Raw genomic sequence first — 12,054 nt, 5'->3', positions numbered from 1 at the left:
CGGACGGGGAGGACGTCAAGCTTTGAAGACCTTTTCGGCCGCGGCTTGCCAGTCCTTGAGGATCTTGTCGATCTGGTCCGGCTTGTCGAGGAACTTGGTCAGCGCGGCGTCGGCCGTGGGCTGCAGCGCGTCGCTCGAGTCGCGGTTGAAGAACTGGGTGAGTTCGGCGGCGCTCTCGATCATCGCCTTGCCCTTCTTCACCAGCGGGGTGTCGGCGGACTTGCCGTCCGGGTTCGCCGGGATCGCCGTACCGGAAGAGCTCTGGACGTAGATCTCCTGCGCCTCGGCCGTGGCCAGCCAGGTCATGAACTTCTTCACGCCCTCGGGGTCCTTGGCCTTCTTCGAGGCGAAGTAGCCGTCGGTCGGCGCTTCTTCGGCGACCGGGACGGCCGGGTCGATGATCGGGAACTGGAAGAAGTCGATGTCGTCCAGGGCGTCCTTCGGTGCGGAGTCCGCGAAGAAGGTGCCGATCAGGAACATGCCGGTCTTGCCGCCGAGCAGCGCGGAAGTCGCCTCCTGGAAGGGGAACGACTTGCCCTTCGGGTCGAAGTACGGCAGCGCCTCCTGCCACTTGGTGAAGACGGCCTTCACCTTCGGGTCGTCGAAGCGGCCGCGGCCGGCCAGCAGGTCGCGGTGGAACGGCGCTCCGTTGATCCGGATGTTCAGGTAGTCGAACCAGGCCGAGGCCACCCACGGGGTGTCGCCGAGACCGATACCGATCGGCGGAACACCCTTGCTCTGAATGGTTTTGCAGACCGCCAGGAACTCGTCCCAGGTCTTCGGTGGGGTGACACCCCACTTCTCGAAGTTCGACTTGCGGTAGAACATGCCCCACCAGTAGTAGCTGGTCGGCACGAAGATCTTCTCGCCGGAACTGCTCGTCGACAGCGTCTGCATCGCCTTCGGATAGTTGCCGAGGCCCTCCCACACACTCGACACGTCGAGCAGCAGGCCCTTCTTCGCATACGAGTCGGCGACCGATCCGGCGTACCAGGTGTAGACGTCCGGCGGGTTGGCCGAGGTCAGGTACGTCGGGAGCTGGGTCCGGTAGATCTCGGACGCGACCGTGTTGAGCTTCACCTGCGCCCCACCGGTCTTGTTGTACGCGGCAACGAGTTTCTCCATCGCCCCTTTGGCCTGCTCGGCCGACAGGTTCGACTGCAGCGAGAGCTCACCAGTTGCCCCGCTGCTCGCCCCGCTGCCCGGGCTCGATGCCGTGGTCGCACATCCGGGGACCAGCGTGGCCGCGCCGAGGAGCCCGAGTCCCTTGAGGAAAGTACGCCGATCTGCTGCCAGACCCGTCATGCCTGAACTCCTGAGATCTGCTCGACCAGCGTGCCAGTCGAGGGAGTGGTGTGTTGCCGACGATCTTGCGGCGAGCGATCCCAGGTGTCAATATTAATTCGTAAATTACGAGGAAATAGCTTGACGTGATCGGGTGATCACGATCAACTGATGCCTCGTTCATCGTTGGAGGAGTCCCACCCACGTGCTTGGGTAGAGCTGACTTCGGAGGAGGCACGCGTGCGGCTGGCTGGGCGGGTGATCGTGGTGACCGGGGCCGCGTCGGGGATCGGCGCGGCCTGTGCCGAGCGTGCCCTGACCGAGGGCGCGTCGGTGGTGCAGGTCGACATCCACCCCTCGAAGGAGGTGCCCGGAAGAGCGCTGAGCATCGTCGGTGACGTGACGTCGCCCGACACCTGGGCCGAGGTGGTGTCCCGCGGGCGCGACGAGCTCGGGCCGATCGACGGGTTCGTCAGCAACGCTTACGTGTCCGACGTGCGGCCTGCTCACGAGATGACGCCGGCCTCGTGGCAACGACAGATCGATGTGAACCTCAGCGCCGCCTTCCTCGGATTCCGCGCCCTGTACGACGACCTCGCGGCGCGCGACGGCTCCGTCGTACTGGTGTCGTCTGTGCACGCATTGGCCGGGATCCCGGGGCACGCGGCATACGCGGCGAGCAAGGGCGCGTTGGTGGCGCTCGCTCGCCAACTGGGTGTCGAGTGTGGCGGATCGATCAGGGTGAACTCGGTGTTGCCGGGTCCGATCCAGACCGCGGCGTGGGATCGGTACGGGCCTGAGGATCTCGCTCGTAGCGCGAAAGCGACCGCGGCCGGGCGACTGGGGCGGCCCGACGAAGTGGCTCAGGTGATTGCGTTCCTGCTGTCGGCGGAGGCGTCGTACGTCACCGCCGCGAGCATTGTGGTCGACGGCGGTTGGTCCGCTGTCAAGGACTCGGCATGAGGGAGAGCAGTGTGGCGGGAATTCAGCGGGGACTGCACGGGCAGATCGTGGAGGTGATGGCGCAGCGCATCCTGTCCGGGACGATCCCGGAGGGCGCGACCATCAACGTGCCCGATCTGCAGGCCGACCTCGGGGTCAGCCTGACGGCGGTCCGCGAGGCGCTGAAGGTGCTGACCGCCAAGGGACTGGTCGACGCGCGGCAGAAGCGCGGCACGTTCGTGCGGCCGCGGTCGGACTGGAACCTGCTCGACCCGGACATGATCCGCTGGCACTTCAGCGACTCGGACGTGCGGCCGGAACTCCTCGAGGAGTTGCACGAGGTGCGCGGGATCGTCGAACCGGCGGCCGCGCGACTGGCCGCCGTACGGGCTCAGGACTCGCATCTTGAGGCACTGGATGCCGCGATGGCGGCGATGGAATCGGCCGCCGACGACCACGCCGCCGTGGCCGCGGACCTCGCGTTCCACCGAGCATTGCTGGCGGCAACCGGTAACGAGCTGCTGACCAAGATGGAAGTGATCATGGAGACCGGCTTGGCGGACCGAGACCGCCTTGTCCACAAGGTGAAACCGTCGGATGATCCGGTGCCGAGCCACCGCCGCGTCCTGGAGGCGATCCGCGCCCACGACCCGGTCGCGGCCGAGCAGGCGATGCGCGAACTGCTGGCCAAGGCCGCCGAGGACCTGCATGAGGTGCGTGGGTCATGAAGATCGAACGCATCGAGACCTTCCTCGTCCCACCGCGCTGGCTGTTCTGCCGGATCGAGACCAGCGACGGCGTCGTCGGCTGGGGCGAGCCGGTGGTCGAGGGCCGCGCCGAAGTCGTGCGTACGGCGATCGAGGTGCTCTCCGAATACCTGATCGGCCAGGACCCGCTGCAGATCGAGCGCCACTGGCAGATCCTCACCAAGGGCGGTTTCTACCGCGGCGGTCCAGTCCTGTCGAGCGCAGTCGCCGGGCTCGATCATGCGCTGTGGGACATCGCCGGCAAGGTGTACGGCGCTCCTGTGTCGTCCCTGCTCGGCGGTCGGGTCCGCGACCGGGCGCGCGTCTACGCCTGGGTCGGTGGTGATGAGCCAGCCGCCGTAGCCGACCAAGTTGCCGAACAGGTCGCGGCCGGCATGACCGCCGTCAAGATGAACGGCAGCGGCCGCATCTCCCCGTCCCCATCAGTTGCCGAGATCAACGACATCGTCGCGCGGCTGTCCGCAGCCCGGTCCGCACTGGGCGACACCCGAGACGTTGCCATCGACCTCCACGGCCGAGTCGGGGTGGCCGGCGCCCGCCGCATCCTGCACGCAGTCGAAGACCTCCAACCGATGTTCGTCGAGGAACCAGTCCTCCCCGAACACATGCTCCACCTAGCCGACGTAGTCAGCAGCTCAACCGTCCCAGTAGCCCTGGGCGAACGCCTCTACCACCGCACCGACTTCGCAGGCCCTTTGAACGCCGGCATCGCAGTAGTCCAACCAGACGTCTCCCACGCCGGCGGCATCTCCGAACTCCGCCGCATAGCCTCCCTGGCCGACACCCACGGCGCCATGCTCGCCCCCCACTGTCCCCTAGGCCCCATCTCGTTGGCCGCCAGCCTCCAAGTCTCCTTCGCCACCCCCAACTTCCTCATCCAGGAACAAAGCCGAGGCATCCACTACAACGTCACCAACGACCTGACGTCGTACGTAGTCGACCCCACCCCCTTCACCTGGATCAACGGTCACGCCGAATACAACCCCCTCCCCGGTCTAGGCATCACCGTCGACGAAGCAGCCGTCCGAGCCGCCGACAAAACCGGCCACACCTGGCGCAACCCCCTCTGGACCCAAGAAGACGGCACCTTCGCCGAATGGTGACCGTCGATGCTGCTGATGGCGGCAGGTGGACTTCACTTTGGTTAGCCGGCCGCGAATGGTTGTGGGCTGGTCCTGGTCTGCTCGACGGGCCGCGCACGGGGCACACCACGTTCACCGACGCAGGCGGCCTCGACGAATGCTTTCCAACCGTCCGCGGCACTCCTGACCACGGTGGGTTGTGGAACCAGCCGTGGTCGGACTCGGTTGCCCACGACAACACCGTCCTCACCCGCGCATTCACCACAAGCGCCGACAGTGTCACGGCCGACTACCACCTGACGGCACCACCCGGTTATGAGTTCGTGTGGGCGGCTCATGCGTTGCTGGATTGTGCAGTGGGTGCCACGATCTCCGCCGAGGCGAGTGAGTGCCGCCTGCACCCCGAGGCTGCTCCGCTGCTCGGCGGTTGGCCGGCTGACAAGCCTTGGGTGTCCGCCGAATGGCCGGCTCTTGGGCTTGATACCTACGGACCATCAGACGGTACGGCGGTCGGCGCGGTGCTGGTTGATTGTGCGACTGCGACCGTTCGCGACCGGGGTACCGCGCTCACCACGCATCTCAGTTGCCCCGGGCAACCAGTTTCGACCGCGCTCTGGCGGAACCTGGCCGGCTTTCCGGAGGGAGCGCCGTACCGGAGTCTTGGCGTTGAGCCGATGCTCGGACGCGTATTCGACCTGGCCGAAGCGGGCCTCGGCGACGCGGCCGTCGTACCGGCTAGTGGTGAGCTGGCCTGGCGGTTGACCTTCTCCGCCAGGCCAACCTGATGTCAGCCGAGCGGCAGATCCAGTACGACGTTCGGTACCGTCGTGCTGTTGCTCGTGCGGATGCTGCCGATCTCGGCCGCGGTCAGCGCCCGCTTGTAGATCCGGACCTCATCCAACGAACCGTTGAAGTGATGAGCACCGTCGATCCGCTGTCCGACGAACATCTTGAACGGCCGGCCCGGACTCACCGAACCAGCAGGCGAGGCAACCGACGCGACCGACGCCCCATCAACCCAGATCGCCAACGTCCCGGCCTTCCGCTGCAATGCAACGTGATGCCAAGCATTGTCGTTGTACGCCTTGGTAGTCGCCACGACCGCAGTCTTCCCACCGGTGGTGATCAACCCACGGATCCGACTGTCCCCCGGCTCAGCCCGCAGCCAGAACTGCGAGTACTCGTTGATGTTGTAGCCCCAGAAGATCGCGTGATTCCCGGTCGTCGCGTTGTACTTGATCCACGTCATTGCCGTGAAATCACCCGCCCCGACAGCGAGCGACTCAGTGAATGGCAGCTGGATCGCATCGTCGGTCCCATCAAGATCCCGCGCCTGACCGAACTTGCCCGCGACCGACGTCGTACCGCCGCGCAGGTAGCTGTGGTTACCCAGCCCGGACACATCCGGCGTCGTCGTCCCGAGCGGCGCGTCCGGGTGGCCGATGTCATTCTCGGTGAACCGCGCGAACCGGATCTGATCCCGCGCGTCGACCGCGCCAGCCTCGTACAGCAGACCGATCTCGCCGGTGTCGAGGATCGCCATATCCGAGTACCCGGACCAGTCGCTGGTGATTCGGGTGCCCTCGGCAACAGACTGCCAAGTGTTCCCCTCGTCGAAACTCGACCGGATCGTCATGTACCGCCGCCGATCCGGATCAGCCGGCCCGGCGAACAGGATCCGGTTGTACTTGGCCCCCTCATCAACCGCCCGCAACCGCTGCACCGAAGTCTGCACAGTCGGCGTCACCAGCCCATCGACAGTCTTGTACGGCGCCGTGTAGGTGACGCCGCCATCGTTGCTGACCGCGGTCATCCGGTTGGCGCCAGCCGCACCAGCGTTGTTCCGGGCCATCGCGAGCACACCGCCATCAACCTTCTCGACGACGCTGATCTCCTGCGGCACCTGACCGTCGGTCCGCAGATCCGTCGCACCCTTGTGCCACGTGTCGCCCTTGTCGTCGCTGTAGACGAGCTGGGCCACGCTCTGATTGTCGCCGGCCTGGTTCTTGAGGTCGTAGTTGGTCCCCGCGACCATCCGGCCGGCGTGCGCACCACGCGTCAACTGGATGCCGTGCATCGGCCCGGTCGCGTACCAACCCCACTCCGGGTCGTCGATCTGTGCACCGATATTGACGGCCTTGCTCCACGTGTACCCGTCGTCAACGCTGCTCTGCACGTACGGCGTCCGCGGGCGACTCGTCGTACCGGGATCCATCGTGGTCAGCAGCACGATCTTGCCGGTCTCCTGGTCGACGATCGGGACCGGGTTGCCGCGGGTGGCGACCGCGTTCGGATCCGCATCGGTCCCGGACAGGACGGTCTTGGCCTCCGACCACGTCCGGCCGTCGTCGTCCGAGCGCTTCACGACCAGGTCGATCTCCTGCGAGTCACCGCACCAGGCGCGCCGAGCCTCGGCGAAGGCGAGCAGCGCACCCGTCTTGGTCTTCACAATGGCGGGGATGCGGTAGCAGCCGTAGCCGGCATCCCCCTTGTTGAACAGCACGGTCTGCGTGATCGCAGCGGGCTGATTGTCGGCCTCGGCGTACATCGGCACAGTCGGCAGCAGCAGACTGAGTGCGATGAGCAGTGGAAGGCGTTTGGGCATGGGCGGATGCCTCCAAATGAACGGAAAGTAAACAACCTCACAGGTTGTTCTCGCAGTAATTTAGCTTCTTTCAGCGTTCCGAACCAGAGTACATCAGACGTCCTATGTCTTCAGGAGTCACCATGGATCTGCTAGCCGAACTGCGCGACCGCACCATCCTCGCGATCATCCGCGCCGACTCCCCCGAGCGTGCCGTCGCCTGCGTCGACACCCTCGTCGAAGCCGGCATCACCGCGCTCGAGATCTCCCTCACCACCCCCGGCGCGGTTCAGGCTATCCGGCAGACCCGAGCCGCCCACAACCCGACCATCCTGATCGGCGCCGGTACCGTCCTCACCCCCGCCCAGGCCGACGAGGTAGCCGCCGCCGGCGCCACCTTCGTCGTCACCCCCGGCATCACCCAAGGCGCCCGCCGCGCCGTCGACCTCGGCCTTCCCCTGCTCTGCGGCGCCCTCACTCCCACCGAGGTGATCGCGGCCCTCGACCTGGGCGCCACCGCCGTCAAGATCTTCCCCGCCAAGGCCCACGGCCCCTCCTACCTCCGCGAACTCGCCGCTCCCCTTCCCCACGCCCCACTCATCGCAGTTGGCGGGGTCGACGCGAAGTCCGCGCCCGAATACCTCGCCGCCGGAGCGCTCGCTGTCGGCGTCGGTTCCCCCTTGCTGGGCGATGCTGGGACCGGCGGCTCCCTCGTGGACCTCGCCGACCGCGCCAAGACCTTCCTCAACATCTCGGAGTAAATCGATGACCGACCTGCTCACCATCGGCGAGACGATGGTCTCCCTGCGCACTCCCCGCGCCATGCGGCTCGGCGGCGACGCGCACCTGTCCATCGCCGGTTCCGAAACGAACGTCGCGATCGGCCTCGCCCGCCTCGGTCACACCGCGACCTGGTTAGGTGCTGTCGGCAACGACGAACCGGGTCGGCTGATCCAGCGCACGCTGCGCGCGGAAGCCGTCGACACGGACTGGATCCGCTTCTCCGACACGGATTTCACCGGTTTCATCGCGTTCGATCAGCCGTCGCACGACATCACCCGCGTCAGCTACCACCGCCGCGGTTCCGCCGGTTCCACCCTCACCGCCTCGGAATGCATCGCCGCGCTGGAAGGGGTCCAGCCGCGACTCCTCCATGTCACCGGCATCACCCCTGCGCTCTCCGAGACAACGCGCGCCGCGACATTGGCCGTCGTACAGGCTGCTGCGGCGGCCGGCGTACAGGTCTCGCTGGATGTGAACTACCGGGCCCGCCTCTGGTCGCGCGCAGAAGCCACCGCCCTCCGTGAGCTCCTCCCCCACATCCACACGGTCTTCGCATCCGACGACGAACTCGACATCCTCACCAGCGCCGAGGACCCCATCGCCGACCTCCTCACCACCGCCACCGAGGTCGTAGTCACCGCCGGCGGCAAAGGCGCCTGGTCCCACACCGCATCCGGCACCCTCCACAGCCCAGCACTCCCCGTCACCGTCGTCGACAGCATCGGCGCCGGCGACGCCTTCGTCTCCGGCTACCTCTCCGCCACCCTCGACAACCTGCCCCCCGAAGACCGCCTGACCCGAGCCACCACCTCAGGCGCCTTCTGCGTCACCGCCCTCGGCGACTGGGAATCCCTCCCCACCCGCCAAGACCTAACCCTCCTAACCCACACCCAAGGCACCGCCCTCCGCTAACCCCGGACCGCCCCCACTCACCAACCCCCAAGCCAGCCCAACGCCCCCGCCCACGCACGCTCACCACAACCCCGTCCAGACCACTTAGTGAGTGGCTGGAGCCCGCCCCGGACCGCCACCACCGTCCAACCCGCACTCCAGCGCGACTCCCCCGCCAACCCACGCTCACCACCAGTCCACTCACAACAGTTGGTGGGTGATGGGAGTCCAGACCTGAACACCATCACAATCGATCACTCCACCACGGCCCAGGCTCAGCCCAGCCCCGATCCCCCATTTGTGATGGCGTAGCGGTCCAGGCGTACCGCCCTCCACCCGCGGCAACCGCCCCCAGCTCGCCCAGCTCGCTCATGGGTCCACCCACGAGATTGTGGGTTCTGCACTCGCATGCGATGGGGGAACCCGCCATCCGGTGGGTGAACCCCAAGGCCGGTTAGTTAAAGCAGCCCGGGCAGCACCAACCGAACCAGCCGCGACCCCACTCCCCCAACCGGCTCGCGGAGCGCCAGCACACCGCCTGTAGCGGTCCGGGGAGAATCCACCCCCCGAACACGACCGATATCCACCCCACACCAGATCGACACCCTCCCCAAACCGGTTCGGGCAGGACTCACCACCCTTTCCACACGACCGGGGAGCCCCACCCACCGATTCGGTGGGGTAGCACTCCCCAGCGGCGCCGTACAGCACCGCTCTTGACACCACCCCGAACCGCCTAACTAACCGGCCTTGGGGTGAACCCAGCAGATGGCGGCGCAGGGGACGGGCGCTCACCGTCGGTCCGGCGGCGCTGGCGGGACGCGGACCTCAGCGCGCCGCCCCAACCCCCACGCGTGGTCTACGACGTCCAGGTCTCTGTCGTGTCGACGAAGGCGGCGACCGTTGCGGGCGATGGCGGGAGCACCTGGGTCATCAGTACGGCGCCGATGCCGGCCGCGGGGTACGAGTACCAGAGGGTGCCCAGACCACCGCCCCATCCGTACCGCGGTCCGACGACCTGTACGCCGTAGCCCCATCCACCGCCGTCGAGGAAGGTCTGCGCCGACGCCCCGGCGCGCTGTTCCGCAGTCAGCTGATCGGAGACCATCGCAGAGGCAAGATCCGGCCGCAGTAGCTCGCCGTTCAACAGCGCAGCCACGAAGCGAAGGTAGTCACCAGCAGTCGAGACCAGCCCACCAGCAGCATCCGGGAACGCCGGCGGCGTCAACCAATCACTAGTCGCCGCATCATCAAACAGCTCGGTCCCCGCGAACCCACTCACAAGCCGACGACGCGCATGCGACGGCACCACGAACCCCGAGTCATGCATCCCCAGCGGCTCGAACAACCGCTGCCGAAACAGCTCCGGCAATGCGACCCCACTCGCCCGAGCAAGCAGCACCCCAAGTACGCCGTACGCCAGCTCGTACCGCCAATGCCGCCCCGGCTGTTCCATCAGCGGCAACTCGCCGAACCGCGCGATCCACCGATCCGGATCAAGCGTCACCGAAGAAGGCTTAGGCGGTCCGAACCCCAACTCACCAGCCGCCTCAAGCACCGGACACGACTCCACCTCAAAGGCGAAACCGAGCCCCAGCCGCATCGTCAACAAGTCCTCGACAGTCGGCGACTGCTCCGCCGGTACCGTGTCTTGGAGAGGACCGTCGAGCCGCCGTACGACGCGCTGTCCGGCAAGCTCCGGCAACCACCGCTCGATCGGATCCTGCAGCCCCAACACCCCAGTCTCAACCAGCTGCAACGTCAGCACCGCAGCCAACGGCTTGGTCATCGAGCTGATCCGAAACACCGCATCGGACGCCAACTCAGCTCCGCCCGGACCGTCCGTCCCAGCCGCAACCACCCACTGCGAGCGACCATCCGTGAGCCCGACGACCGCCCCCGGCACCTCACCGGACGCAACCACCCGATCCGCCAACCCCTGCAGGTCGGCCACTAGATCTGCTCCGACAACAGCACGTTCCCCGCCCGGTCGTAGTACGCGATCGTCAACGCCCCAGTGTCGAAGATCCACTTCTCCACGCCAGCCTCGGCCAGCCCGCGCGACATCTCGACGTACGACGTCACCCCCGTCTCGTGCAAACGCAGCTGCTCAGCCATCGCGGCCTTGTCAGCCTCAGTCGCCACCGAGAACACCTCATGCGTCGGCTCAGTCGCCACCTCGTGCCCGTCCGCACCCCGGTGCACCGTGTGCCCATCAGTCAGATACGAGTCACTCGCCAGCACCCCGAGAGCCCGAAGCGCCAACAGATAGTCCTTCAGCGTCGACGCGCTGCCCAGCCGATCATGAACCTCGTTGGTCTGCTCCAAGGTGAACATGCCCCAGTCTCACATCGCGACACGCCGGGTGGCGAGGACCGGCGTACCGGATCGACCGCAGAGTAGGTGGATGCGCAGCTCACGGCGGGGCTTTCTGGGGATGGCTGTAGTCGCAGCCGCGGGTTCACGAATGCTGACGGCATCGGCGGTCGCGGACAGATATCCGTCCAACACCGCCCTGTACGCCGACCCCGAACTGGCCGAGGGCGTCGACTACGCACGGCGGTTCCGGCGGAATGAGTGGTTCGACAACGACCTCACCCAGCGGTACGGCGTACAGCGGACGGTGATCCTGGCTCCGCACGGCGGCGGCATCGAGACCGGTACGTCGGAACTGTGCCTCGCGATCGCCGGTTACCACCCCGCCGACCTGGCGACCAGCGGACCGGTGCACGACTACTGGATGTTCGAAGGTCTGCGCGGCTCCGGCAACGGCGATCTGCATGTCACGTCGGCGCACTGCGACGACCACGTCGCGCGTTCGCTGGCCGCCGGTTCGCTGAACGCCGTCGGCCTGCACGGCTGCAAGGAATCCCAGGCCGGACTCCCCGACGGTACGCAGGCCGTCCTCGTCGGCGGCCGCAACACCACGCTCAAGTCGCGGCTCATCACGAGATTCACCGCGGCCGGCGTACGGGCAATCGATGCGGCCAACATCCCCGATCTGAACGGCGACGACCCGGACAACATCGCCAATCGCACTCTGCTGAGCAAAGGCGCGCAGCTCGAAATCACCACGTCCTTGCGGCTGGCCATGTTCGGCACCAACACCCGCGCCGACCGCAAGAACACCACGCTGCCGATCTTCTGGTCCTTCACCAACGCCACCCGAGCCGCCATCGCCGACGTCGAGGCGGCGCAACCGATCACTTGACCGGCAGCTCGAAGAGCAACTCCAGCCCGTCTTCGTCGTCCCACTGATCGCCGACCTGCACGAACCCGAACTTCGCCACCGTCGCCAGCGACGCGACGTTGCCCGGACTGATCGACGCCCTCACCACCCGAACGGCGGGCTCGTGCGCAGCGCGATCGAGCAGCGCCTGGAGCATCGCGGTCGCGTACCCCTGTCGCTGGTACGCCGGATCGACCGTGTACCCGACCTCCACCATGCCGACCTCATCCGGCGGCCCGTGGTAACCGGTGTACCCGACCACCACGCCCTCTGGCTCATTGACGACTATCCGCGCGATCCAGTCCGCAGCCTCCGGCTCGGTCTCGAGCTGCTTCAACCGGTAGCCCCACAGCCACTTCGCCCGGTCCTCGACGAACAACTCCCCGAGCTCAACCCCGGTCAAGGCCCCGGCAGTTTCCAGATCACCTTCGAGCAAGGCCGCCATCGCCGGCGGCGGCAACTCCACCAGCCGAATCTTCTGAGTCACCATGC

Annotated in this window: 12 protein-coding genes; 7 read left to right on the top strand and 5 right to left on the bottom strand. The window is 66.8% G+C overall.

Annotated elements, in window-relative coordinates; genetic code table 11:
• Nucleotides 1-15: 15 nt before the first annotated feature.
• Nucleotides 16-1,305, bottom strand: coding sequence for an ABC transporter substrate-binding protein (locus ABD231_RS00680; protein WP_344143945.1), 1,290 nt, complete (start codon nucleotides 1,303-1,305; stop codon nucleotides 16-18).
• A 219-nt stretch (nucleotides 1,306-1,524) separates the two neighbouring features.
• Between ABD231_RS00680 and ABD231_RS00675 the strand changes: the two genes are divergently transcribed.
• Genes ABD231_RS00675 through ABD231_RS00660 form a run of 4 tightly spaced genes read left to right on the top strand, consistent with a single transcriptional unit; the run spans nucleotide 1,525 to nucleotide 4,860 of the window.
• Nucleotides 1,525-2,247: an SDR family NAD(P)-dependent oxidoreductase gene (locus ABD231_RS00675; RefSeq protein ID WP_344143942.1), complete on the top strand. Its 723-nt coding sequence runs from the start codon at nucleotides 1,525-1,527 to the stop codon at nucleotides 2,245-2,247.
• The gene (locus ABD231_RS00670; RefSeq protein WP_344143940.1) at nucleotides 2,244-2,954 is read left to right on the top strand and encodes a FadR/GntR family transcriptional regulator; all 711 of its coding nucleotides are present in this window, start codon (nucleotides 2,244-2,246) and stop codon (nucleotides 2,952-2,954) included. The genes ABD231_RS00675 and ABD231_RS00670 overlap by 4 nt, the downstream gene beginning before the upstream one ends.
• On the top strand, nucleotides 2,951-4,096 hold the full coding sequence (gene dgoD / locus ABD231_RS00665) for a galactonate dehydratase (RefSeq protein WP_344143937.1): 1,146 nt from the start codon (nucleotides 2,951-2,953) through the stop codon (nucleotides 4,094-4,096). Before ABD231_RS00670 ends, dgoD begins: the two co-directional genes overlap by 4 nt.
• Entirely contained in the window at nucleotides 4,090-4,860 is a 771-nt protein-coding gene (locus tag ABD231_RS00660) for a hypothetical protein (protein ID WP_344143934.1), read from the top strand. The genes dgoD and ABD231_RS00660 overlap by 7 nt, the downstream gene beginning before the upstream one ends.
• 2 nt (nucleotides 4,861-4,862) lie before the next feature.
• On the opposite strand, the gene ABD231_RS00655 is transcribed toward ABD231_RS00660, so the two are convergent.
• Nucleotides 4,863-6,680, bottom strand: a complete 1,818-nt coding sequence (locus tag ABD231_RS00655) for an exo-alpha-sialidase (RefSeq protein WP_344143931.1) — start codon at nucleotides 6,678-6,680, stop codon at nucleotides 4,863-4,865.
• A 122-nt stretch (nucleotides 6,681-6,802) separates the two neighbouring features.
• Between ABD231_RS00655 and ABD231_RS00650 the strand changes: the two genes are divergently transcribed.
• Both ABD231_RS00650 and ABD231_RS00645 read left to right on the top strand, forming a co-directional pair.
• The gene (locus ABD231_RS00650) at nucleotides 6,803-7,420 is read left to right on the top strand and encodes a bifunctional 4-hydroxy-2-oxoglutarate aldolase/2-dehydro-3-deoxy-phosphogluconate aldolase (protein WP_344143929.1); all 618 of its coding nucleotides are present in this window, start codon (nucleotides 6,803-6,805) and stop codon (nucleotides 7,418-7,420) included.
• A gap of 4 nt (nucleotides 7,421-7,424) precedes the next feature.
• Nucleotides 7,425-8,354, top strand: coding sequence for a sugar kinase (locus tag ABD231_RS00645; protein WP_344143926.1), 930 nt, complete (start codon nucleotides 7,425-7,427; stop codon nucleotides 8,352-8,354).
• A gap of 838 nt (nucleotides 8,355-9,192) precedes the next feature.
• Here ABD231_RS00645 and ABD231_RS00640 read toward each other — a convergent pair.
• On the bottom strand, nucleotides 9,193-10,287 hold the full coding sequence (locus tag ABD231_RS00640) for a serine hydrolase domain-containing protein (RefSeq protein ID WP_344143924.1): 1,095 nt from the start codon (nucleotides 10,285-10,287) through the stop codon (nucleotides 9,193-9,195).
• Nucleotides 10,287-10,670, bottom strand: a complete 384-nt coding sequence (locus ABD231_RS00635) for a DUF1398 family protein (RefSeq protein ID WP_344143922.1) — start codon at nucleotides 10,668-10,670, stop codon at nucleotides 10,287-10,289. The genes ABD231_RS00640 and ABD231_RS00635 overlap by 1 nt, the downstream gene beginning before the upstream one ends.
• Before the next feature lie 130 nt (nucleotides 10,671-10,800).
• Here ABD231_RS00635 and ABD231_RS00630 point away from each other — a divergent pair, with 130 nt between their 5' ends.
• Nucleotides 10,801-11,544: a poly-gamma-glutamate hydrolase family protein gene (locus ABD231_RS00630; protein WP_344143920.1), complete on the top strand. Its 744-nt coding sequence runs from the start codon at nucleotides 10,801-10,803 to the stop codon at nucleotides 11,542-11,544.
• Here the strand turns inward: ABD231_RS00630 and ABD231_RS00625 are convergent.
• A complete protein-coding gene (locus ABD231_RS00625; protein ID WP_344143917.1) occupies nucleotides 11,537-12,052 on the bottom strand; it encodes a GNAT family N-acetyltransferase in 516 nt (171 codons plus the stop codon). The genes ABD231_RS00630 and ABD231_RS00625 overlap by 8 nt on opposite strands.
• Nucleotides 12,053-12,054 lie beyond the last annotated feature (2 nt).

Origin of the sequence: Kribbella yunnanensis (assembly GCF_039529655.1) — a bacterium.
In the GTDB taxonomy this organism is placed as follows: Bacteria; Actinomycetota; Actinomycetes; order Propionibacteriales; family Kribbellaceae; genus Kribbella; species Kribbella yunnanensis.
The sequence above is the reverse complement of the archived record's forward strand: the minus strand, read 5'-3'. Positions and strand labels throughout refer to the sequence as shown.